Source organism: Photobacterium proteolyticum (assembly GCF_001939735.1).
Classification (GTDB): domain Bacteria; phylum Pseudomonadota; class Gammaproteobacteria; order Enterobacterales; family Vibrionaceae; genus Photobacterium; species Photobacterium proteolyticum.
In genome coordinates, this window is sequence record NZ_MJIL01000047.1 from 13,466 (window position 1) to 38,317 (window position 24,852).

At 50.8% G+C, this 24,852-nt stretch carries 19 protein-coding genes; 6 read left to right on the plus strand and 13 right to left on the minus strand.

The window, feature by feature from the left end:
• Positions 1 to 94: 94 nt before the first annotated feature.
• Together BIT28_RS03860 and BIT28_RS03865 are read right to left on the minus strand one after the other, a co-directional pair.
• On the minus strand, positions 95 to 865 hold the full coding sequence (locus BIT28_RS03860; RefSeq protein ID WP_075762326.1) for an ABC transporter permease: 771 nt from the start codon (positions 863 to 865) through the stop codon (positions 95 to 97).
• On the minus strand, positions 862 to 1,785 hold the full coding sequence (locus tag BIT28_RS03865; RefSeq protein ID WP_075762327.1) for an ABC transporter ATP-binding protein: 924 nt from the start codon (positions 1,783 to 1,785) through the stop codon (positions 862 to 864). The genes BIT28_RS03860 and BIT28_RS03865 overlap by 4 nt, the downstream gene beginning before the upstream one ends.
• A 170-nt stretch (positions 1,786 to 1,955) precedes the next feature.
• Between BIT28_RS03865 and can the strand changes: the two genes are divergently transcribed.
• Positions 1,956 to 2,609, plus strand: coding sequence for a carbonate dehydratase (gene can / locus BIT28_RS03870; RefSeq protein WP_075762328.1), 654 nt, complete (start codon positions 1,956 to 1,958; stop codon positions 2,607 to 2,609).
• 87 nt (positions 2,610 to 2,696) lie between these two features.
• Here can and hpt read toward each other — a convergent pair whose 3' ends face one another.
• The gene (hpt, locus tag BIT28_RS03875; protein ID WP_083651726.1) at positions 2,697 to 3,230 is read right to left on the minus strand and encodes a hypoxanthine phosphoribosyltransferase; all 534 of its coding nucleotides are present in this window, start codon (positions 3,228 to 3,230) and stop codon (positions 2,697 to 2,699) included.
• A 225-nt stretch (positions 3,231 to 3,455) separates the two neighbouring features.
• Here hpt and BIT28_RS03880 point away from each other — a divergent pair, with 225 nt between their 5' ends.
• Entirely contained in the window at positions 3,456 to 4,061 is a 606-nt protein-coding gene (locus tag BIT28_RS03880; RefSeq protein WP_075762329.1) for a TetR/AcrR family transcriptional regulator, read from the plus strand.
• Between the two features lie 94 nt (positions 4,062 to 4,155).
• On the opposite strand, the gene BIT28_RS03885 is transcribed toward BIT28_RS03880, so the two are convergent.
• The 6 genes from BIT28_RS03885 to BIT28_RS03910 all read right to left on the minus strand — a co-directional run bounded on the left by BIT28_RS03885 (position 4,156) and on the right by BIT28_RS03910 (position 10,412).
• The gene (locus BIT28_RS03885; protein WP_075762330.1) at positions 4,156 to 5,196 is read right to left on the minus strand and encodes an ABC transporter ATP-binding protein; all 1,041 of its coding nucleotides are present in this window, start codon (positions 5,194 to 5,196) and stop codon (positions 4,156 to 4,158) included.
• Positions 5,196 to 6,824, minus strand: coding sequence for an ABC transporter permease (locus tag BIT28_RS03890; protein ID WP_075762331.1), 1,629 nt, complete (start codon positions 6,822 to 6,824; stop codon positions 5,196 to 5,198). Before BIT28_RS03890 ends, BIT28_RS03885 begins: the two co-directional genes overlap by 1 nt.
• Positions 6,825 to 7,003: 179 nt before the next feature.
• A complete protein-coding gene (locus BIT28_RS03895; RefSeq protein ID WP_075762332.1) occupies positions 7,004 to 8,017 on the minus strand; it encodes a Fe(3+) ABC transporter substrate-binding protein in 1,014 nt (337 codons plus the stop codon).
• 238 nt (positions 8,018 to 8,255) lie between these two features.
• Positions 8,256 to 9,485 (minus strand): ammonium transporter, encoded by a 1,230-nt coding sequence (locus tag BIT28_RS03900; protein WP_075762436.1) that lies wholly within the window; start codon positions 9,483 to 9,485, stop codon positions 8,256 to 8,258.
• 27 nt (positions 9,486 to 9,512) lie between these two features.
• Entirely contained in the window at positions 9,513 to 9,851 is a 339-nt protein-coding gene (locus BIT28_RS03905; protein ID WP_075762333.1) for a P-II family nitrogen regulator, read from the minus strand.
• A 192-nt stretch (positions 9,852 to 10,043) separates the two neighbouring features.
• Complete coding sequence (locus BIT28_RS03910; protein WP_075762334.1) at positions 10,044 to 10,412, minus strand: YacL family protein; 369 nt, start codon at positions 10,410 to 10,412, stop codon at positions 10,044 to 10,046.
• A 153-nt stretch (positions 10,413 to 10,565) separates the two neighbouring features.
• On the opposite strand from BIT28_RS03910, the gene BIT28_RS03915 reads away from it, so the two are divergent.
• Together BIT28_RS03915 and BIT28_RS03920 are read left to right on the plus strand one after the other, a co-directional pair.
• Positions 10,566 to 11,723 (plus strand): sugar diacid recognition domain-containing protein, encoded by a 1,158-nt coding sequence (locus BIT28_RS03915; protein WP_075762335.1) that lies wholly within the window; start codon positions 10,566 to 10,568, stop codon positions 11,721 to 11,723.
• Between the two features lie 186 nt (positions 11,724 to 11,909).
• Entirely contained in the window at positions 11,910 to 13,049 is a 1,140-nt protein-coding gene (locus tag BIT28_RS03920; protein ID WP_075762336.1) for a glycerate kinase, read from the plus strand.
• Between the two features lie 172 nt (positions 13,050 to 13,221).
• On the opposite strand, the gene acnB is transcribed toward BIT28_RS03920, so the two are convergent.
• Positions 13,222 to 15,819: a bifunctional aconitate hydratase 2/2-methylisocitrate dehydratase gene (gene acnB, locus BIT28_RS03925; RefSeq protein WP_075762337.1), complete on the minus strand. Its 2,598-nt coding sequence runs from the start codon at positions 15,817 to 15,819 to the stop codon at positions 13,222 to 13,224.
• A gap of 231 nt (positions 15,820 to 16,050) precedes the next feature.
• A complete protein-coding gene (locus BIT28_RS03930; RefSeq protein ID WP_075762338.1) occupies positions 16,051 to 18,357 on the minus strand; it encodes a patatin-like phospholipase family protein in 2,307 nt (768 codons plus the stop codon).
• A 61-nt stretch (positions 18,358 to 18,418) separates the two neighbouring features.
• On the opposite strand from BIT28_RS03930, the gene BIT28_RS03935 reads away from it, so the two are divergent.
• Positions 18,419 to 20,335, plus strand: coding sequence for a methyl-accepting chemotaxis protein (locus tag BIT28_RS03935; protein ID WP_075762339.1), 1,917 nt, complete (start codon positions 18,419 to 18,421; stop codon positions 20,333 to 20,335).
• Between the two features lie 204 nt (positions 20,336 to 20,539).
• Positions 20,540 to 21,253 (plus strand): acid phosphatase AphA, encoded by a 714-nt coding sequence (gene aphA, locus BIT28_RS03940; RefSeq protein WP_075762340.1) that lies wholly within the window; start codon positions 20,540 to 20,542, stop codon positions 21,251 to 21,253.
• A gap of 93 nt (positions 21,254 to 21,346) precedes the next feature.
• Here the strand turns inward: aphA and lpdA are convergent, their stop codons facing one another.
• On the minus strand, positions 21,347 to 22,777 hold the full coding sequence (lpdA, locus tag BIT28_RS03945; RefSeq protein ID WP_075762437.1) for a dihydrolipoyl dehydrogenase: 1,431 nt from the start codon (positions 22,775 to 22,777) through the stop codon (positions 21,347 to 21,349).
• A gap of 197 nt (positions 22,778 to 22,974) precedes the next feature.
• On the minus strand, positions 22,975 to 24,843 hold the full coding sequence (gene aceF, locus BIT28_RS03950; RefSeq protein ID WP_075762341.1) for a pyruvate dehydrogenase complex dihydrolipoyllysine-residue acetyltransferase: 1,869 nt from the start codon (positions 24,841 to 24,843) through the stop codon (positions 22,975 to 22,977).
• Positions 24,844 to 24,852: the final 9 nt, after the last annotated feature.

The following is a 24,852-nucleotide window of genomic DNA, read 5'->3' on the forward strand; positions in this document are numbered from 1 at the left end:
ATGCCGGGCCTTTTTGTTAGAGCAAACACACAAAAAAAGCCCAGCAACAAACTGGGCTTTGCAGACAATTTAGCGTAAAGACACGCCGATATGACTACGAACGCAAGCCAATCCCGCGCGAGATCAGGTAATAGACGAACCCGTACAGCGCGGCAATGAACACCCCGAGTACTGCAAAGGATGTTCCGATACCGACATCCGACACCCCGAGGAAACCATACCGGAACGCATTCACCATATACACGATCGGATTGAGCTTGGAGACCCCCTGCCAGAACTCAGGCAGCAGGCTCAGCGAATAGAAGACCCCGCCAAGGTAAGTCAGCGGCGTCAGTACGAAGGTCGGAATAATACTGATGTCATCAAACGTCTTGGCATACACGGCATTGATCAGCCCACCCAGCGCAAACACAATCGAGGTCATCACGACCGTCGCCACAATCACGCCAAAGTGGGCAATATTCAAATCCACAAATAACAGCGAGACGACCGAAACGATAAAGCCGACAGCCAGTCCGCGTAGCACACCACCACCAACATAACCGGCAATGATGATATAGCTCGGCACCGGTGCCACGAGCAACTCCTCGATATTATGCTGCAGCTTGGCACTGAAAAACGACGACGCCACATTGGAATACGAGTTGGTGATCACCGACATCATGATCAAACCCGGCACGATGTATTCCATATAGGTAAAACCGCCCATCTCGCCAATCCGGCTACCGATCAGGCTGCCAAAGATAATGAAATACAGGGTCATGGTAATTGCCGGCGGCACCAGGGTCTGTACCCAGATCCGGGCGAAGCGGTTAATTTCTTTGTTGATCAAGCTTTTGAAAGCAATCCAAAATTGATGTCTCATGCCTGCTCCCTTTTTTCGGCGGCGACCAAATTGACAAACAGCTCCTCTAGGCGGTTGGCTTTGTTTCGCATCGAGAGCACCTCGACCCCCTGGCTGGTCAGCTGATTAAACACAGTATTAAGCCCTGTCCCCTTGGGAATGTCGATTTCCAGGGTATGATTGTCCGGCATCTTCCACATCACATCGTCAAGCACCGGCCGCTTCCCGTTCAGCTTGATATCAAGAATAAAGGTCTCCACTTCCAGCTTGCCCAGCAGCTCTTTCATACTGGTATTCTCAATCAGCATACCTCGATTGATGATACCGATATTACGACAAAGCATTTCGGCCTCCTCGAGGTAGTGAGTCGTCAGGATAATCGTGACACCCTGACGGTTGATCTCACGCAGAAAGTCCCACATCGAGCGTCTCAGTTCGATATCGACCCCAGCCGTTGGCTCATCGAGGATCAGCAACCGGGGCTCATGCATCAACGCCCTGGCAATCATCAGGCGGCGCTTCATCCCGCCCGACAGGTTACGGGACACCTCATTGCGCTTTTCCCATAAATCCAGCTGGGTCAGGTACTTCTTCGCCCGCTCTCTGGCCCCCCCTTTCTCGACCCCATAGTAACCGGCCTGGTTCACCACGATCTGCTCAACAGTTTCAAACTGGTTAAAATTAAATTCCTGCGGGACCAGTCCAAGCTGGTTTTTGGCTTCTACCAGCTGGGTGTCCAAATCATAGCCAAAGACATTCACCGAGCCAGAGGTCTTGTTAACTAACGAACTAATGATTCCAATGGTGGTAGACTTGCCGGCTCCATTCGGACCGAGCAAAGCAAAGAAGTCCCCTTCCTCAACAGAAAGGCTCATATTTTTCAAAGCCTTAACGCCACCCTTGTAATTTTTACTTACATTTTTTATTTCCAATGCGTTCATAAAATGCAATCTTTATGTTAGAAATTTTCATCAACGGATAACTAATCCGATTTGCTAATTGACCAGCTTGTGTATAGTGGGGCCGGTTTACATAACTTTCAGCCTCTGCGCAAACAGGACTGACACTTATGTGAATTGGTATAACGAATGTATCAAACAAAGGCATCATCATGGCAGATATTAAACAGCTATTCGCAAATAATCTCTCTTGGTCAGAGAATATTAAGGAAGAAAAGCCCGAGTTCTTTTCCCATCTTGCAAAAGCTCAGAAACCTGAATACCTATGGATAGGCTGTGCTGACAGCCGTGTACCCGCCGAACGTCTGACCGGCCTGGACTCGGGAGAGTTGTTCGTACACCGAAACGTTGCCAACCAGGTTATCCATACCGACTTAAATTGCCTCTCAGTCGTCCAGTACGCTGTTGACGTGCTCAAGGTAAGGCATATCATCGTCTGTGGCCACTACGGCTGTGGCGGCGTTACAGCGGCGATTGATAACCCGCAACTGGGCCTCATCAACAACTGGCTGCTGCATATCCGCGACCTTTACCTGAAGTACCGTCCGGAGCTTGGTGTCCTGCCTCGCGAAGAGTGGAGCGACAAGCTTTGTGAAATCAATGTCGCGACCCAGGTTTATAACCTCGGCAACTCTACTATCATGCAGCAGGCATGGGAGCGGGGCCAGAAAATAAAAATCCATGGCTGGGTCTATGGTATCGGCGACGGTGTGCTTCGCGATCTGGGCGTTGCAGCCACCAGCCGCGAAGGCCTGGAAGAAGCCTATCAGACAGCAATGGAAGCCATTCTCCCAGTCAAAGCCTAAGCGCAGCTGTATAGCGCTATACATTGCAACAAAAAAGCGACCTCACGGTCGCTTTTGCTATTAGGGTGACAAAGCCGGTTCTTCAGCTTAGTCTTCCTGTGGAACCACTTTACCAATGAAAGGCAGGTGACGGTATTTCTGGGCATAGTCAATGCCTACACCGACAACAAACTCATCCGGGATCTCAAAGCCGACCCACTCGACATCCACCTTCACTTCACGGCGCTCGGGCTTGTCAAGCAGCGTACAGATGCGGATGGAGTTTGGTTCACGTAGCGATAAAATCTCGCAGACTTTATTCAGAGTGTTGCCGGTATCGATGATATCTTCGACCAGCAACACGTCTTTGCCCTGGATATCGTCATCCAAATCCTTCAGGATACGGACGTCACGATTACTTTCCATGGTATTGCCATAACTTGATGCAGTCATGAAGTCGACTTCATGAGGAAGCTCAATCGCACGCGCCAAATCAGCCATAAACACGAAAGAGCCTCGTAGTAAGCCGACCATCACAAGGTTCTCGGAATCCTTGTAACACTCGGTTATTTGCTGTCCCAGCTCTTTGACGCGGGCCTGAACATCCTGCTCAGAAATCATTACTTCAACTGTATGCTTCATCTTTTTCTCCATCAGGACGACTGCATAAGCCGCCTGCAGGCTAACTATCACAACGGATCTCTATTCTAACATTCCTGCCGAACAATAGTTATTTTATCGAAGCTGTCAATTATATGACACAACTTGAACAAAACCAGTTTGAATGCAACTGACTGCTATTGTAAAGTTATTATGTAAAACAAATATATAACTTAAATAAATAATCAAGGCTAGGGAATAAACGAAATGGATACGATCGTCAAAAAGACCAGAACACGTCTTTCTCCAGAAAAACGAAAACAACAGTTGCTTGATTTTGCCTTAGAGGTTTTTGCCCGGCGAGGCATCGGCCGAGCAGGCCATGCCGACATTGCTGAAATGGCCAATGTATCCGTAGCGACCGTATTTAACTATTTCCCGACCCGGGAAGCGCTGGTTGAGCAAGTCCTGACTCAGGTGGAAAACCGCTTCAGTCAGCTGATCACCGAATGTCTGGGCAGCCAGAGCAAGCCGCTCTACCCACGGCTGACTTGCATTACCGACCACCTTATCGATGCGGTCATCGAACAGCAAGACTGGATCAAAGTATGGTTCGAGTGGAGCACCTCTGTTCGAGATGAAATCTGGCCGCAGTTTATCGGCGACAACAAACAAAGCCATGATCGCCTCGCAGAGATGTTTGCCCAGGGAGTTGAACATCAAGAGCTGAATACCCAGCAGTCTCCAGACGAGCTTGCCTGGCAACTACACGGGATCTGCTATGTCCTCTACCTACAAGCCAACATCAACCCGGATCAGGACAAAATGCGCGAGCAGGCTGCCACCTACATTTCAGCGCTATTGGCGAAGTAAATGGCAACGTAAGAACCGGCAAATCCTGATTTTTGATCAACAAGGCCAGCATTCCGCTGGCCTTGCTTGCTATACCGAACAGGTAAGCCGGCTATTAGCAGGCAGTCGCGAAAACCACCGGCTCGTGGGGCTCGACTTCCACTTTGACACGATCACCCACCTGCAAGATCAAATGCGAATTCACCACTAATGTGTGTCCCTGAAAATCAACGGTATAGCGGCAGTTATCCCCCATGAACAGCTGCTCGGTGATCACTCCCTGTCCATCCTGCGCCTGTCTCACCTTCAGGTTTTGGGGACGCAGTAGCCATTCCACACTGGTCTCCTGACCATACGGCTGTTCGGTTTTCATACCGATCTCGCCGAACGGAGTAAACAGCTGGTTGTCATTCTTAACAGTGGCCGGAAGATACGACCCCGAGCCGAGAAACTCAGCCACAAAACGGCTGCTCGGGTGATAATACAGATCCGTGGCACAACCGAACTGTTCAATAACACCATGGTTCATGACAGCCAGTCGATCGGCAAAGGCAAACGCCTCTTCCCGGCTATGGGTCACGAAAATAGCCGTTACTCCCTGAGCCTTGAAGATACGACGGATCTCTTTGATCAGCCCGTGACGAACCTGAGTATCAATATTGGAAAATGGCTCATCAAGCAGGATCAGGTCGGGCTCGCAGGCCAGAGCACGGGCAATCGCAACCCGCTGCTGCTGTCCACCCGACAGCTGATGAGGATAACGGCCATCCAGGCCGGTAAGGTGGACCAGCTCAAGCATTTCCTTCACTTTGGCAGCGATACGAGCCTTGTCCCAGTCACGCAGGCCAAAAGCGATATTTTCAGCCACCGTCAAATGGGGAAACAACGCATAGTCCTGAAAAATCATCCCGATATTGCGCTTTTCCGGCGGCAGCCATGTGTGCTGATCGGCAATCGTACGGCCGTTGATATAAATATCACCACTCTCCAGCGGCAACAGGCCGGCAATGGCCTTGAGCAAAGTCGTCTTACCGCAGCCACTGGCTCCCAGCAGACAGACGATTTCATTGTCTTTGACTGGCAGAGAGAGGTTCTGTAATACCGCCTGGCCGTTGTAGGTACAGGTCAGGTTTTGGACGGATAATGCATGGCTCATCAGTGTTTCTGCTCCAAAGAACGGTTAACCATGACCAGCGGGATCAGGCCAACAATTACCAATAAAATCGCCGGCAGGGCAGCAAGTTCTAACTGCTCGTCTGACGCGAAGTTAAATACATAGGTTGCCAGGGTTTCAAAATTAAACGGCCGCAGCAGCAAGGCGGCATTAAGCTCTTTCATCGACTCGATAAAGACTAACAACCCTGCTATCAGGCAGCCCCGGCGGATCAGCGGCAGGTGAACCCGGCGCAACATCTGGGTCGAGGCATAGCCCATGGTTTTTGACGCCATATCCAGTGACGGCGGCACCTTGGCCAGGCTGCTCTCGATACTGCCGATTGCCACCGCGGCGAAGCGAACGACAAAGGCAAAGATAATCGCGATCATCGTCCCTGAGAACACAAGCCCCGGACGGCCAAGACCAAAGCTGATAGCAAAGTCATTCAGCAGGTGGTCGGCACTGGTCAGCGGGATCATTACCCCAATCGCCAATACAGTCCCCGGCACGGCATAACCGAGCGATGATGCGCGGATCGGCACCAGGGTCGACCTGCGACCATCCAGGCGATGGTAGAAATTCACAATCAGTGCCAGCATCACGGCAAACAGGGCCGCAGCCAGCGACACCACAAGGCTGTTGATGCTGTACTGCTGAAACTCGGTCGTCCAGCTCTCGGCAAAATAATGCCAGGCATAGTAGCCAAGCTGCAGCAACGGCATCACAAAGGCACAACCCACCAGTCCCCAGCACCAGCCAAGGGCCAGCCATTTCTTCGCTCCGGTCAGGCTGTAGCGAACATCATCGCCGTGCTCGAATTCTTGCTGAAACAGTTTCTGCTTACGCCGACTAAAGCGCTCGGCACTGATCAGCAAAAAAATGACCATCAACATAATAGCTGAAATTTTCGCTGCCGCATTGAGGTTGGAATAGCCCAACCAAGTATCATACACCGCCGTTGTCAGGGTATTCACAGCAAAATAGCTGACGGTACCGAAATCGCCCAGGGTCTCCATCGCCACCAGCGACATACCGACGGCAATCGACGGACGGGCCAGCGGCAGGGAAATCCGGCGGAAGCTGTCCCAGGGAGAACAGCGCAGCAAACGGGCAGACTGAAGCAAGCTGACACTCTGCTCCATAAAGGCCGCGCGCGCCAGAAGGTAGATATAGGGGTAGAGAACGAGCGCCAGTACCATGCTGGCACCACCGAGAGAGCGGATATCCGGGAACCAGTAGTCATGGATACTCTGCCAGCCAAACACATCACGCAGGAAAATTTGGATCGGCCCGGCATAGTCAAACCAGTCCGTATAGATATAACCAATGATATAGCCCGGCATAGCCAGAGGCAGGACCAGCGCCCACTGCAATATTTTCTCACCGGGAAGGCGACACATCGCCATGATCCAGGCCGCAGGCAGGCCAAACAGCAGTGCCAGCAGCACTGTGCCTGACACCAGCCAGAACGTATTGCTGGTGTAGGTCGCCATGACGGTGCCCATCAAGTGGGAGAAGACTTCGTCCGACTCACCTATCGCGGTATAGAAAATCGCCAGAATAGGCAAAACCAGCAGTAGGGATAACCCCCAGCCGCTGGTCCGCCAAAACATATATTTTTCTTTCATTGCTTACTACTTAGTATCCTTTGCAATAAATTTATGGCGTCGCTACAACCCGATGCTGCAATAGAACCACACAAAAGTCCCTACTTTTTTTCGGGATAGTGAAGCTACCATAAGTTATTGGAAAAGATACTAGGGCTTAAGCAAAAATGGGGCATCTCGCCCCATTTTTATGTAACAACTTACAGATCAAACTTCACTTCATCTAACAGTTTGATTGCTGTGCTGTGGTAGTCTGCCACTTTTTCAAGCGATAGATCGTCAGCCTGGAAGTCACCCCAAGATGCAACCAGCTCAGAGCGCTTAACACCGTCTTTAACCGGGTACTCATAGTTCACTTCAGCGTACATCTGCTGGGCTTTATCACCAGTCAAAAATTCCATCAGCTTCTGCGCGTTATCCTTGTTAGGCGCGTACTTGGCCATTGCCATGCCGCTAACGTTAACGTGTGTACCGTCTGCTTTCTGGCCAGGGAAGTTGATGTAAACCGCTTCAGCCCATGCCTTCTGCTTCTCGTCGTTAACCATCTTGCCTAGGTAGTAGCTGTTGCCGATAGCCAGATCACACAGACCTTCTTTGACAGCCTTAACCTGCGCACGGTCATTACCCTGAGGTTTACGGGCAAGGTTGGCTTTAACACCTTCCAGCCACTCTTTCGCTTCTGCTTCACCATGATTGGCAATCATCGAAGAAACCAGAGAAACGTTATATGGGTGCTTACCAGAGCGGGTACAAATTTTGCCTTTCCACTCAGGTTTCGCCAGATCGGCATAGTCAAAGTCTGCCGGCAGACGGCCAACACGGTCTCGAGAAGAATACACGTTACGTGAACGCAGTGTCAGCGCAAACCACTCATCTTCGCTATCACGGTATTGAGCCGGTACGTTTTGCTCAATTACTTTGCTATCAACAGGCTGAACCAATTGTTTGTTTGCCAGCTCAACCAGACGGCTGATATCAGTTGTCAGAATCATATCGGCAGGGCTGTATTCGCCCTCTTGCTGCAGCTTCTCTGCCAAGCCTTTTTTCGCGAATTTCACGTTAACCTTAATGCCGGTTTCTTTTGTGAATTCGTTAAACATAGGCTCAACCAGGAAAGGCTGACGATAAGAGTATACATTCACTTCTTCAGCAGCAGTTGCTACCTGAGGAGCAGCCAAGCCAAGCAGAATCGCCGATGCCAACAGCTTTTTCATTAATCCATCCCTTAATGCAAAATGTAATGATAATGTTTATCAATATCGAACTAATTATACTGTAGCACGACGCTAAAACAATGCGTGGTTACAATTAAACACAAAAAAAATGCTGCCAAATGGCAGCATTTTTTAAAGATGTGAACTAAATGTATGTTACTGGTTTCTTAGTTATTCAGCAACTTATCAATAAGTTGTATCACACTTAATACACGTGACTGCATATTAAGATTTAGCCTTATTTTACGCTAACAAATTCAGGGTAGGCATCAATACCACAGTCATGCAGATCCATTCCCGCCATTTCTTCCTCTTCCGTCACACGGATACCCATGGTGGCTTTCAGTACCGCCCACACCGCGAAGCTTGTTGCGAATACCCAGCCGAAGATAACTGCTGCACCCAGTAGCTGAGCACCGAACGTGGCATCTGCATTGTTGAATGGCACCACCATCAGACCGAAGAACCCACACACACCGTGGACCGAGATAGCACCGACAGGGTCATCAATTTTGATTTTATCCAGGCCAATGATGCTAAACACAACCAGCGCACCGGATACCACCCCGATAACAACCGCAGACATTGGTGATGGAGATAACGGGTCAGCAGTGATGGCAACCAGACCAGCCAGGGCACCGTTCAGTACCATGGTCAAATCCGCTTTGCCCCAAGTTGTCTTACACACTGCCAGCGCTGCGATAGCACCGGCTGCCGCTGCGGCGTTAGTGTTAAGGAAGATCTGGCCCACTGCCGTTGCATTTTCAAAATCTGATACCATCAGCTGCGAACCGCCGTTGAACCCGAACCAACCGAACCACAGGATAAAGGTACCCAGAGTTGCCAGCGGCATGTTCGAACCGGGAATTGGGTTGATTGAACCGTTCTTGCCGTATTTACCTTTACGGGCACCCAGCAATAGCACACCTGCCAAAGCTGCGGCCGCACCGGCCATATGAACAATACCCGAGCCAGCAAAGTCACTGAAGCCTGCTTCTGACAAGAAGCCACCGCCCCATGTCCAGTATCCTTCCATCGGATAGATAAAGGCCGTCAAAATGACTGAGAAAATGAGGAACGACCATAGTTTCATACGCTCGGCCACGGCACCGGATACCACCGACATTGCTGTTGCCACAAACACCACCTGGAAGAAGAAATCAGATTCCAGCGAGTGATCCGCGCCCTCGGCCTGGGAGCCTATCAGGGCACCGAACGATGGCAGCCAGCCACCTTCACCGTTATCGACGTACATGATGTTATAGCCCACTAGCAGGTACATAGTACAAGCAATCGCATACAGGCAGACGTTTTTGGTCAGGATCTCTGTGGTGTTCTTCGAGCGAACCAGACCGGCTTCCAGCATCGCAAAGCCTGCCGCCATCCACATCACCAGCGCACCTGACATCAAGAAAAAGAAAGTATCGAGTGCATAACGCAGCTCTGTTACCGTTGTTGATAGTTCCATGGTCATCATCCCCTATTCGTCCAATTCTTATAAGGCTTCTAGATCTGTTTCACCGGTACGGATTCGTACGGCATGATCAAGGTCATAAACAAAAATCTTACCGTCACCAATTTTTCCGGTTTGGGCCGCTTTCGAAATGGCTTCTACAATGGCTTCCAAGTTCTCTGCCTGAGTCGCAATTTCCAGCTTCACTTTAGGCAGAAAGTCCACCTGATATTCTGCGCCGCGGTATAGCTCGGTGTGACCTTTCTGACGGCCAAATCCTTTGACCTCAGAGACAGTCATCCCCTCGACACCGACATCTGCCAGTGCTTCTCGGACGTCATCCAACTTAAATGGTTTAATGATTGCGTTTATCAATTTCATTGCCTGCTCCTAATCTTCTGAATTCCTTTCCGATTACAGTTGGTTAACAAACAAGCTTTATGCCAACTTTTTATTTTGTTATATTTCAGTAGCTTATATAAATTTGTTAAAAACAACAAAAAAGGGCCGCACCTTTATGGTGCAGCCCTTTCACTGAAAAGAAGCAAATTGTGCAGAGTCAGACGATAGCCGTCAGAAGCGGGTGACAAATGCACGCCAGGCATGCAACATCTGCTCGAGATCCTCAAATCCACACAGAGACATACATTCGTCATCATAAAAATTCATGTCTTCATCTAGCTCGGTATCGTCTTCAGAAAACAGATAGTTAGCTTGAACAAGCGCTTCATTGTCCTGCAGGCTCAGGGTAAGATCCTCTCCCACCAGCCGCCATTCACGGGTGCTGTTTTTCAGCACACCAATTTGGGCCAAAATCGCATCGATCGTAGAAAAGTCTTTTCCCACTTCGTCGATTAACCAGCGCCCCAGAGCCTCGTGGCCCATAGAAAAAATGGCGTGATAGCTACCGTCCAGGGTATTTTTCTTAAATTCGTAGTCCATAGCTACCCTCTCTGTCATCATTCTGTACCCAGCAACTGGATAAGCTTGGTACAATAAAAATACGCCGCAACTCGCCCGCTTACAGGCCGGAGCCGAGTTTAGCTCGGAGCCAATCGCAATAAAGTCCGCACATTGTCAGGATCTGGAACAAGAATGCAACTAAATGCCACCATTGCCCGACAGATTGTCGAACGCGCCAAGCAAATCATTCGCTATTCCGTCAATGTGATGGATGAACATGGCAGAATCATCGGCTCGAGTGATCCGAACCGCCTCAGCCAACGTCACGAAGGTGCCGTTCTCGCCCTTGATGATAATCGGGTTGTCGAGATAGACACCGCAATGTCCGGGCAGCTCAAGGGAGTCAAACCGGGGATCAACCTGCCGATTGTTTTTCAGGATCAGACAATTGGCGTCGTCGGGATCTCGGGAGAGCCCGAACAAGTACGCAGCTACGGCGAACTGGTCAAAATGGCCGCCGAGCTGATTGTCGAGCACCAGGCGCTGATGTCCAAACTTCAATGGAACAAGCGCCACCGCGAAGAACTGGTATTGCAGTTGATCCAGGGGGATGGGCTCAGCGAAAACCAGCGGCTTGCTATCGCCGAGCGCCTGGCTCTGGATCTGTCCCAACCGCGTGTTGCCGCTATTGTCCAAGCCTTTCCCACCCAGGGGGAGAGCCTGTCTACCGAACACCTGCAGCGTCTAGTCCAGTTGCTTGAACAACCAGAGCACAACAATCTTGTCGGTATCTCGTCCGTTTCGATGAACGAAGTTGTGGTTCTGCTGCCGCTCTCACTTGATGCTGATGGCTGGTCTAAGCCCCTGGCACAAAAACAGATCAACAAACTGCTAAAAAGCCTTGCCAAAGAAAACGGTTTTACCACTCAAATGGCGCTGGGCGACTATTTTTCCGGTTTGGAAGGCTGGTCTAAATCCTACCAGACGGCCAAGGCGACCATGGAAAGCCATTCCGGCTCACCTGGCGGGAAAAATACGGTTGTGTTCTATCAAGATCATATCCTGCCGGTATTGCTCAGTTCCCTTCAAGATGATAGCTGGCGCTACGAGCAACTACGCCATCCCCTGCTAGAGCTGCAAAAAAACGATCCTCGCGGTATCTTGCTCAAAACGATCAAGGCTTATTTTGGCCACAATTGTGATTTGGCCCAAACGTGCGAATCCTTACATATCCACCGCAACACCCTGCGCTACCGGCTGGACAAGATTGAGCAGGTAACATCATTAAGATTCAGCGATATAAGTGAAAAAACACGTTTGTATCTGGCAGTCATCAGCCACACCCATTAGGCAATATTGTGCAAACGCACAAATTTAAGGCATAAGAACACTGATTATCTGTCTTTTCAGCCAAAGAATTCATTCACCTGAACAGGTACAGTTTACGCTAATGACTATTTAAGATCGCTTGCAAGGCTGCCAGAGCCTTCCTCAAGCGACAATGCTGCCCACCCGCTGGCCTGGAGGTTTCTCACCATGAAAATTGTAATTGCCCCTGACTCATACAAAGAAAGCCTGACGGCGATGGAAGTCGCCACTGCCATTGAGGCAGGATTTCGGCAAGTGCTGCCAGATGCCCAGTACCACAAGCTACCGATGGCTGACGGCGGCGAAGGGACCGTTCAGTCACTGGTTGATGCCACTGACGGCTCGATTATCAAACAACAGGTAACTGGCCCACTCGGTGAACAGGTCGACGGTTTTTACGGGTTAATGGGTGACGGAAAAACCGCAGTCATCGAAATGGCAGCCGCTTCCGGCCTGCATCTGGTATCTCCTGAACAACGTAACCCGCTGCTGACCACGACATTTGGCACCGGGGAGCTGATCAAAGCAGCTCTCGACAAGAGCGTAGAGCATATTATTGTCGGGATCGGCGGCAGTGCCACCAACGACGGCGGGATCGGAATGGCCCAGGCACTCGGGATAAAAATGCTGGACGCCGAAGGCAAAGAGCTCGGTTATGGCGGCGGTGAACTCGCCCGGCTTGTCACTATCGACACCAGTAAGCTTGATCCTCGCCTGGACGGTATAAAACTGGAAGTCGCCTGTGATGTCGATAATCCGCTGTGCGGCCCCAAAGGTGCTTCCCACGTTTTCGGCCCGCAAAAAGGGGCCACTGCCGAGATGGTTCAGCAGCTCGACAGCAACCTTGCCCGATACGCAGGCATCATCAAAGATCAATTGGATCGTGACGTTAAAGATATAGCCGGTGCCGGTGCTGCCGGTGGCCTTGGTGCCGCCCTGATTGGCCTGCTCGATGCCAGCCTGCGTCCGGGGATCGATATCGTTATGGATGCGGTCAACCTGGCCGGCACCGTCGCCGATGCTGATCTGGTTATTACCGGCGAAGGACGAATAGACAGCCAGACTATTCACGGCAAGACCCCGATTGGCGTCGCTCGCAGTGCGAAAAAATACGATATTCCGGTGATCGGGATTGCCGGTAGCCTGTCTGATGATTGTGATGTGGTCTACGACCACGGTATCGATGCCGTCTTCAGCGTCGTACCACGTGCGATGGCCCTGAGCGAGGCTCTGGAAGAAGCGGCATTCAATGTCCAGGTGACGGCACGCAACATCGCGGCAATGATAACGGTAGGGTCTAGGGTCTAGGGTCTAGGGTCTAGGGTCTAGGGTCTAGGGTCTAGGGTCTAGGGTCTAGGGTCTACAGAATTTGGTTAGAGAAAAGGGGTAAGTCAGAAACTGACTTACCCCTTTTATATTAAAATATGACTATTTGGCTTTTCCTGGGTCTTGTATTTCCCAGAACCCGTTCTTCCGGCTTTTAAACCGCAGCCTGAATAATCACATCATCCGCTTTCTTGGTGTAACTATCCATACGATGGAAGTTCAGGTAGCGGTAGGTATCCGCAGCTGTTGCATCAATCTGCTTCGCATACTCCAGGTACTCTTCCTTGGTCGGAATGCGACCCAGGATAGCACCTACTGCTGCAAGCTCGGCTGAAGACAGATACACATTGGCACCGGTACCCAGACGGTTCGGGAAGTTACGGGTCGAGGTCGACATCACCGTCGCTTTATCCGCAACACGGGCCTGGTTACCCATACACAACGAACATCCCGGCGTTTCGATACGCACCCCGGCGCGACCAAAGATGCCGTAGTAGCCTTCTTCCGTCAGCTGATCCTTATCCATCTTGGTTGGTGGCGCAACCCACAAACGGGTATCCAACTGACCACCGAACTTCTCAAGCAGTTTACCTGCCGCACGGAAGTGACCGATGTTGGTCATACAAGATCCGATAAAGACTTCGTCGATCTCTGTGCCCTGCACTTCAGACAGCAGGCGGGCATCATCAGGATCGTTCGGCGCACACAGGATTGGCTCGTTGATTTCAGCCAGATCGATTTCGATCACATGCGCATACTCAGCATCTTTATCAGCTTCCATCAGCTCAGGGGTGGCCAGCCACTCTTCCATCGCAGTAATACGGCGCTCGATGGTACGGCGATCGCCATAACCTTCGGAGATCATCCACTTAAGCATCACAATGTTGGAATTCAGGTACTCGGCAATCGAGTCTTCAGATAGCTTAACAGTACAACCCGCTGCACTACGCTCAGCCGAGGCATCAGACAGCTCGAATGCCTGCTCGACAGTCAGGTGCTCAACGCCTTCAATTTCCAGTACTCGACCGGAGAATTCGTTGATCTTACCGGCTTTCTCAACCGTTAGCAGACCCTGCTTGATCGCATAATAAGGGATGGCATGAACCAGATCACGCAAAGTGATCCCTTCTTGCATCTCGCCCTTGAAGCGAACCAGAATAGATTCCGGCATATCAAGCGGCATCACACCGGTTGCTGCAGCAAACGCTACCAGGCCAGAACCGGCCGGGAACGAGATACCCAGCGGGAAGCGGGTATGAGAGTCACCGCCGGTACCAACAGTATCAGGCAGTAGCATACGGTTTAGCCAGGAGTGGATAACACCATCCCCCGGACGCAGAGAAACACCACCACGGTTCATGATGAAGTCAGGTAGCGTATGGTGGGTATTAACATCAATCGGTTTCGGATAAGCCGACGTGTGACAGAACGACTGCATAGTCAGTTCGGCAGAGAAGCCCAGACAAGCCAGATCTTTTAGCTCGTCACGGGTCATTGGACCGGTCGTATCCTGAGAACCAACAGTGGTCATCTTAGGCTCACAATAGGTGCCCGGGCGAACGCCCTCGACACCACAGGCCTTACCGACCATCTTCTGCGCCAGGCTATAACCTTTGCCGGTATCGGCTACGGCGCCCGGACGGCGGAACACATCAGAAGATACCAGACCAAGTGACTGACGGGCACGATCTGTCAGGCCACGGCCAATGATCAGCGGAATACGGCCACCGGCACGCACTTCGTCAATCAGAACATCGGTCTTCAGTTCAAATGTCGATACCAGCTCATCGCTATCATGGCGACGAACTTCGCCTTTGTACGGGTAGACATCAATCACATCACCCATGTTAAGCGCAGTGACATCGACTTCGATTGGCAAGGCACCGGCATCTTCCATCGTATTGAAGAAAATTGGGGCAATCTTACCGCCCAGAACATAACCCCCAGCACGTTTGTTCGGTACATTCGGGATATCATCACCCATGAACCACAATACTGAGTTAGTCGCCGACTTACGGGATGAACCGGTACCGACAACATCACCGACATAAACCAGCTGGTGACCTTTTTCCTTAAGCGCTTCAATTTGCTTAACCGGGCCAATCGCACCTGGCTGCTCAGGCTCTATGCCTTCACGTTCATTCTTCAGCATCGCCAAGGCATGCAACGGGATATCCGGACGCGACCAGGCGTCTGGGGCCGGAGACAGATCATCGGTGTTAGTCTCACCGGTAACCTTAAACACTGTCAGGGTAATTTTTTCAGCCAGTTCAGGCTTAGACAGGAACCATTCGGCATCAGCCCATGACTGAATAACTTGCTTGGCAAATTCGTTACCTGCCTTGGCTTTCTCTTCTACATCGTAGAAAGCATCGAACATCAGCAAAGTATGAGAAAGGGCTTTAACGGCGATAGGAGCAAGCTCGCTATCATCAAGAAGTGCAATCAGCGGTTCAATGTTGTAACCACCTTGCATGGTGCCCAATAGCTCAGCCGCTTTTGCGTTGCTGACAATCGGGGATGCAGCCTCACCTTTGGTTAGAGCTGCGAGGAAACCGGCTTTCACATACGCCGCTTCATCAACACCAGGGGGAATACGGTTTTCAAACAGATCCAGCAGGAAGGCTTCTTCACCCGCTGGTGGATTTTTCAGGAGCTCAACCAGAGCTGCAACCTGCTCAGCATCGAGTGGTTTAGCAACAACTCCTTCTGCAGCACGTTCTTCGACGTGTTTACGGTAGGCTTCAAGCACGACATATTCCTCTTATTTCGGTTTAGCCTAGTGGCCAAACATCCTTGGAAGTGATTGATCCATTCTGCACAGTGCGCCCTGTCATTCTTCTTACTAAGCGCACACTACAGGCAGAACAGACCAAAACCGTCCAGCCAGCATACCATTTTTAACTTAAAATTAAAAATCACCCTCTTTTTACAACATTCACACTTTGAGCATAATTATGACGTAGCGCCTACGACTTTAGCCTTATAGCGCCGCGCCAAAGAACAGGTAATAGGCATTGTTATTCTGCTCCGTCTGGCCGTATGCGAAGATAAGCGGCCCGAATGGCGTCGTAATACCGGAGAACACACTGCCGGCCCAATACATCGGGGCTTCGTTGAGCGGGATATCGCTATCGTTATATACCCCGCCCCATTCTACAGAACTGCCGACATACACCGTCGAATTAAACAGCCCAAAATCCTGCTCCAGCAGATGGTAACGGTATACAAGGGCACCGAAGAGTTTGTTGTTGCCGGACAGGCTGTTTTTCGGGATCCCCGACAGGTTCAAAAAGCCGCCGAGCTCTTTGGGATCCAGGCTTAGGTTTTCATCCGACTTCACTCTGCCTATCTCGGCCTTGCCCATGAGGGTATGATCGCCGATCGTATAGGCACCTTTCCATTTGGCGTCGATATGAAGAGCAAGATCGGTCAGCTCCAGCCCCAAAAACTCGTTGTTGTCATCCGATGCGGCAAGCTCGACCTGTAACAAATTTCCGCGTTTCGGCAGCATAAACTCGTCCAGGGTATCGAGGGTATAACTCACATATCCAATCTGGCTTTCCCGCTTCTCCTTGCCAAGATCACCAAAAATGCCCGGAAATTCAGTCTCGCCATAGATATAGCGAAGACCTATCCGAAACTCCTGCCATAGCTCCGGCTGCCAGCCAAACGAAGCATCCAAAATCGTGTCGTTGTAGGTCGCCGGAATAAAGCTGTCGATTTCTTCGAGGCTTGGCTCCTCACCAATTGCAGGCACGTTTTTCTCGGAGTTTTTATACTCGGCACTAATCTGGCTAAACCATTCCTGATTTTTGATAAACGGCAGGTACAGCCCGGTCGCAATCCGTTTGTCGGTCCCGTATTCCAACTCGGTCCGCCACTCTGCCCCGGCCTCGCTTAGCCCGGTCACATTAAACGCCACTCCGATGGAATAATCGGTGCTGTTTTCGAAGTCATCTTCCAGGGCAAACCGGAGATCAATAAAATTAGGTCCCCAGCTCTTCTCCTTAACCTCGACCAGCACCACATTCTCGCCTTCCTCACTCTGGATCCGGTAGTCAATCCGTTCGAAACGATCGAGGGCATACAGGTTTCGTACACTTTCCGCCAACTCTTCAGAGCTAATGCGCGAGCCCGGCTCGAGCTCCAGCCGATCCAGTAATACCTGATCCGAATAATGACTGTTGTTAACCAGCTGAATATCATCCACCTTCAACTGATCAAGATGGTTCAACGTACGACGCTTGAGCTGTTTGCTGTCTATATAATTCTGATACCAAATAGAGCCACCCAAGCCTTTGAGCTGTTCTTCCAGTGCCATGGCAGCCGCATAGCCGTTTTCAAATGCCACTGGCATCTGCTCAAAATCTGCCGTCGTGATCCCCTGAATATCTGGGCGGATCAACACATCCTCGCCACTTAATAGTTTTATCTGTCGAGTCGCATTATCACGCACCATGAAATCGGTCAGCTGATCCATCACGGCAAAGTAATTGTTGAGATCATCACGGCGCTTAAACTCATTACTGATATCAACGGCAATCACAATATCAGCCCCCATCGCCTTGACGACGGAAACAGGCAGGTTGTTAGTGATCCCGGCATCCACCAATAGCTTGTCACCCAGCTCCATCGGCGGCAGTAGCCCCGGAATCGACATACTGGCCTGCATCACTTCGGCCAAGTCACCACTTGCCAATATAACCGGCTCCAGGTTTTCGATATCGGTCGCCACCGCCCGATAGGGAATAGGCAGCCGATCAAAACTTTTCATCGTTGGCAGGTTGCCGGACGTGGTGCGCAGGATTTCGCCCATGCTCTGTCCCTGGACAAACCCACGGGGTACCTTCAGCTCCCAGAAATCAAAGCCGATTTCACTACTAACCTGAAAGCGGTCCTCCTGCTGCTTCTCCCTGACCCGACGATCGCTGCGCTGAACCCGATCTTCGTAGCCTTTGCCCCAGTCCACCGTCGTCAGCAGCGCCTCGATATCATCGGCACTCATACCGGTCGCGTACAAGCCGCCGACATAGGCCCCCATACTGGTACCCACGATATAGTCCACCGGGATCTGCATATCTTCCAGCGCCTTGAGCACCCCGATATGGGCAGCCCCCTTGGCTCCCCCGCCACCTAGCACAACACCAATTTTTGGCCGTTCTGCAGCAAAAACAGGCTGATAGAATAGCACCTGAATTAATGTGAGAATTATCACTAAAGTAATGTAACGACTCGGCAGATACATGCACAGAGAGAGATATCTAACAGATGGCTTTATTTGGGTCATTGGCAACTTTTTCCATGAACGAACAGTTCGTTCATTACTATATCGATAAGCAGCTAGCATTATGAAGTTCAACCAGCTCACCATTAAACAAAAACTAATTATGGCGATGATCCTCGCCGTACTTGCCTCAACAGTCCTTGTTGGCGCTATTGGTCAAAACCAGGCCCGCAGCGTGGTAGAAAGCCGTTTGCTTGAATCAGAGCTACCGGCAAACCTGATGCAGATCCGCAATACTATCGACAAGGAAGTGTCACTGCTACAGTCCGCGGCGCAACAATTGGCAACAAACCGTTTTATTACGGATATGTATAAAGAAAACGGCCGTCCGCAGCAAGAAGATCGACTGATAAAACAGCTCAATGATATCAGAACTCAATACAACCTGTTTGACGCGTCTGTAGCGGATCGTACGACAGGCAACTACTGGAACCAGAATGGCTTTCTTCGCCGCCTTAACCAGCAGCAGGACAGCTGGTTCTACGGCTTTACCGGCAGCGGCAACGCCAAAATGCTCAACGTATTCCAGGAAGCGAACGGCGAGATCAAACTGTTTGTTAACTATCAGCAACTTAACGGGCGCGGCATGGCGGGCCTCTCAAAGTCTATGGACGAGATGGTCAGGTTCATCAACCAGTTCAAGCTCGAACAAACTGGCTATGTCTACCTCACCGATGCCAGCGGCATGGTGCGTCTGCATAAAGACAAGAGTAAGATGGGCGGCAGTGATCTGAACCAGCTGTACGGCACCGAGGTCTCTCGCCAGCTGCTAAACAAAGATGACTTCAACGTTGCCGAAGCGACTATCAACGGCAGCGATACCCTGATTGCCACCAGCTATATCCCGTCAATGGAATGGTATGTGGTCGCCGAACTACCCAAGGAAGAAGCCTTTGCCGGACTGAACCAGGCACGCAACCAAATCATGGTCTGGACAGCCGCTATCGCGGCAGTATTTGTCCTGATGGCAATCTGGCTCGGTAGCAACATAACCCGCCCGATCGAACGCCTTGCTGCTGTATTCAAAGACCTTGGCGAAGGTGAAGGCGATCTTCGCCACCGTATCGATATCAAAGGCAAGGATGAGATCGCCCAGCTGTCAGAAGGCTTCAACACCTTTATCGGCAAAATCCACTACTCGGTGCGTGAAGTAGCCGAAACTGGCAACTCATTGCGCAGTGCTGCAGAGTCGGTCGCTTCCCAGGCTCAGCTGACCCTGGATAACAGCCACACCCAGCGTGACCGTACGATTCAGGTGGTCACCGCTATCAACCAAATGGGCGCAACGGTTAACGAGATTGCCGGCAACGCCGCACAGGCCGCCGATGCCGCTCATAATGCCGAATCCGAGACCCAGAACGGCCAGGCCGTTGTCGGACAGGCACGCGACAGCATCAGCCAGCTATCCAACGATGTATCCAACGTCAGCGAGGTGATCGAATCTCTTGCCAACAATACCCAGGCTATTGGTAGCATCCTTGACGTGATCCGCGGTATCTCGGAGCAGACTAACCTGCTGGCACTCAATGCCGCAATCGAAGCAGCCCGTGCCGGCGAACAAGGGCGTGGCTTTGCCGTCGTGGCCGACGAGGTACGCAGCCTGGCAAGCCGGACTGCCGACTCGACAGACGAGATCCAGACTATGATCAACCGCCTGCAGGAAGAAGCCAGCAACGCCGTTAATGCTATCGTCCAGAGCCGCCAGCTAACCTCCGACGGTGTCTCGGCAGCCGACGAGGCATCCGGCGCACTGGTATCTATTGCCGATCGCATCACCCTGATCTCAGACATGAACACCCAGGTTGCAACGGCTACCGAAGAACAGTCAACGGTCGTCAACGATATCAACTGCAATATCGAGGAAATCAACGAGACGACCCAGCGCACAGCCGATACCGCCACCGAACTTGCCCACTCGAGTCAGGAGCTGCGCGAGCTGTCCAAGCGTCTGGATGACATGGTAGGGACATTTAAGCTATAACGGCTTTAACCCCCCTCTAGATCCCCCTTTTTAAGGGGAAGCTAGAGGGGTTCCCCCTACGCCTTCACAATCAAATTCGCAACCATCTAAAAACGCAAAATAACATTATTCCGCACGGGCATTATTTTGTGACCTCCTCCAAACTTTAATATGTCGCATAGGCGTATTTTTGCAGCTCAATTTGATCAATAACTAAAACCAACAATGAAACTCACTAAAATTGCAATTTCTTCCCTTCTGGCTTGCGCATTCGCATCGGGTTCCGTATTCGCCGATCCTAAATTGCCGGGTACCGAAACCGGGTACAGCTCAATCCAAATCATGCAGCAGGGGGAACCTGCCCAGCTTCACTGGGTATCGGTTGAGGAGATTGAAAAGAGCCTAGAGGGCAAGGAGCCAATGACAGTCGGTTTTGATATCGACGACACGGTGCTGTTCAGTTCGCCAGGCTTTTACCGCGGACAGCAAGTGTTCTCGCCAAATGGCTACAGCTACCTTAAATCTCAGAAGTTCTGGGATAAGATGAACTGTGAATGGGAAAAATTCAGCTTGCCAAAAGAGATCGGCAAGAAGCTGATTACAATGCACCAGAAGCGTGGCGACGATATTTACTTCATCACCGGCCGCACCGGATCCGAGTGTGAAATTTCCACTCAGTACCTGAAGGATTCATTCGGCATTAACAATATGCACAAAGTGATTTTTGCTGGTTCTAGCAAGACGGAATATACCAAAACCAAGCACATTAAGGCGCACAACATTAAGATGTACTATGGTGACTCAGACGGCGATATCATCTCTGCACGCAATGCCGGAGCAGAAGGGATCCGTATCATGCGTAACGCCAGCTCTAGCTACAAGCCGGTGCCGCAAAACGGAATCTACGGAGAGAAGATCGTGAAGGACTCTCAATACTAATACCAATCAGACAGTTATCCAAATTGGTATATTTGCCAAAAACCAAAAAAGCGCCCTGGGGCGCTTTTTTCATATCTTTTGAAGCAGCAAGAATTATTTCTTACGCTTAACCGCTTTCGGGTTTGGAAGGTCAGTGATAGAACCTTCGAATACTTCAGCAGCAAGACCCACTGATTCGTGTAGCGTTGGGTGAGCGTGGATAGTCAGAGCAATATCCTCTGCATCACAACCCATCTCGATCGCCAGACCGATTTCACCCAGAAGCTCACCACCGTTAGTACCAACGATAGCACCACCGATCACACGGTGCGTGTCTTTGTCGAAGATCATCTTCGTCATACCGTCTGCACAGTCAGAAGCGATTGCACGACCAGAAGCTGCCCATGGGAATGTCGCCACTTCGTAGTTGATGCCTTCGGCTTTAGCTTCTTTCTCTGTCTTACCAACCCATGCCACTTCTGGCTCAGTGTAGGCAATTGAAGGAATAACTTTAGGATCGAAGTAGTGCTTCTTGCCAGAGATAACTTCTGCCGCAACGTGGCCTTCATGCACACCTTTGTGAGCAAGCATTGGCTGGCCAACGATGTCACCGATAGCGTGGATGTGCGGTACGTTGGTACGCATCTGCTTGTCAACGTTAATAAAGCCGCGCTCGTCAACCTCGATACCCGCTTTCTCTGCATCAATCAGCTTACCGTTTGGTACACGGCCGATTGCCACAAGTACAGCGTCGTAACGTACAGGCTCAGCTGGTGCTTTCTTGCCTTCCATTGAAACGTAGATACCGTCTTCTTTCGCTTCAACTGCCGTCACCTTAGTTTCCAGCATCAGGTTGAATTTCTTCTTGATGCGTTTGGTGAAGACGCGAACGATATCCTTGTCAGCTGCAGGGATCACTTGATCGAACATTTCAACAACGTCGATCTGAGAACCTAGCGAGTGGTAAACCGTACCCATTTCCAGGCCGATGATACCGCCACCCATGACCAACATCTTCTCAGGTACTTCTTTTAGCTCAAGAGCGTCAGTTGAGTCCCAGATGCGTGGGTCTTCATGCGGGATGAAAGGCAGCTCGATAGGACGAGAACCTGCCGCAACAATCGCGTTGTCGAAGTTAACCGTTGTCTGGCCTTCTTCGCCTTCAACAACGATAGTGTTAGGACCGGTGAATTTACCGTAACCGTTAACAACGTTAACTTTACGCATCTTAGCCATACCGCCAAGACCGCCAGTCAGCTGAGTGATTACTTTTTCTTTCCAGACACGGATCTTGTTGATATCTGTCTGCGGCTCACCGAACACAACACCGTGCTCAGCCATCGCCTTCGCTTCTTCAATAACTTTAGCTACGTGAAGAAGGGCTTTTGATGGGATACAACCCACGTTCAGACATACACCACCAAGCGTGCTGTATTTTTCGATTAGAACCGTATCTAGACCTAAGTCCGCGCAACGGAATGCCGCAGAGTAACCAGCAGGGCCTGAACCCAACACCACTACCTGGGCTTTAATTTCTTTACTCATCATGACCTCGTTGTAGTCTTTTATCCCTAACAGGCTATCAGGTAAGTTGTACTTATTTGCTGTTGTACATTCTTCTTTCAGATTGCCAACAAGTTTACAGACCTGTTAACAAAGTGAAAAGTATATTGCCATAGCCTGTGAGCTACACAACAATTCCATGCCTGCTGTTGCAGGCATGGCGTTGCGGATGTGAAACCTTAAAGCACCAAACGGCGGATATCTGATAGACAGCCGTTCAGGTAAGTGATGAAGCGTGCACCTTCGGCACCGTCAATCACACGGTGATCGTATGACAGTGACAGTGGAAGCTGTAGGCGTGGTTCGAACTCTTTACCGTTCCACACTGGCTTCATTTCAGACTTAGATACACCCAGGATACCGACTTCTGGCGCATTCACGATAGGTGTGAACGCAGTACCACCAATGCCACCAAGACTAGAGATGGTGAAACAACCACCCTGCATGTCTGCCGCAGTCAGCTTACCAGCACGTGCTTTCTTAGACACCGCCATCAGCTCTTCAGAAAGCTCGTAGATACCTTTCTTGTTTACGTCCTTGAAGACAGGAACAACAAGACCGTTTGGCGTATCTACAGCAATACCGATGTTCACGTACTTCTTCAGGATCAGGCTCTCACCGTCTTCAGATAGAGAAGAGTTGAACGCTGGGAATGCTTCAAGCGCTTTCGCCGCTGCTTTCATGATGAATACTAGCGGAGTGATCTTCATGCCGCTGTCTTTCTTCGCTTCAATCGCGTTCTGCTCTTTACGGAATGCTTCCAGGGCAGTGATGTCTGCGTTATCCCACTGTGTAACGTGAGGGATCATTACCCAGTTACGGTGCAGGTTAGCGCCAGAGATCTTCTTGATGCGAGATAGAGGCTTAGTTTCCGTCTCACCGAACTTGCTGAAGTCAACTTTCGGCCATGGTAGTAGACCCAGAGCAGAGCCGTCACCTTTGCCAGATGCCGCAGCACCCGACTCAAGACGCTTAAGTGCTTCTTTAACGAAATTCTGTACGTCTTCTTTCAGAATACGGTTCTTACGGCCAGTACCTTTAACCTTAGACAGGTTAACACCGAACTCGCGAGCAAGACGGCGAACAACTGGAGACGCGTGAGCGTAGTCGTTGTTTTCCTGGAAGTCGCCTGCGGCCGGCGTCCCGGTAGAAGCTGGAGCTGCCGCCGCTGGCGCTGCTGCAGGAGCAGGTGCCGCTGCAGGTGCTGCGCCTGCAACCTCGAAGACCATGATTAGCGAGCCAGTCGACACTTTGTCACCTGCTGCAATCTTGATTTCTTTAACCTTGCCAGCAAACGGGGCAGGTACTTCCATAGAAGCCTTGTCACCTTCCACAGTAATCAGAGACTGCTCTTCTTCAATCATGTCGCCTACAGCTACCATGATTTCAGTCACTTCTACTTCATCGCCACCGATGTCAGGTACGTTAACTTCTTTGTCAGCTGCCGCTGCTGGTGCTGCAGCCGGGGCCGCCGCTTCTGCTGCTGGAGCTGCCGCAGGTGCAGAGCCTGCCGTTTCGAAGATCATGATAAGAGAGCCAGTCGATACTTTATCGCCTGCCGCTACTTTGATCTCTTTTAGGGTACCGGCAAATGGTGCAGGTACTTCCATTGATGCCTTGTCGCCTTCAACAGTAAGAAGAGACTGCTCTTCTTCGATGCTGTCGCCGACTGCAACCATGATTTCAGTTACTTCTACTTCGTCACCGCCGATATCCGGTACGTGAACTTCTTTAAGCTCAGCCGCTGCTGCCGGCGCTGGAGCAGCAGACGCTGCTTCAGCCACAGGAGCAGGTGCTGCAGCTGCAGCTGCAGCACCTTCGGCTTCGAAAATCATGATTAGAGAACCGGTAGAAACCTTGTCGCCTTCAGCCACTTTGATTTCTTTAACGATACCCGCCTGAGAAGCTGGTACTTCCATAGAAGCCTTGTCGCCTTCTACAGTGATCAGAGACTGCTCTTCTTCAACCTTGTCGCCAACGCTAACAAGAATCTCAGTGACTTCAACCTCATCCGCACCGATGTCAGGTACATTAATTTCGATTGCCATGTTTAATTT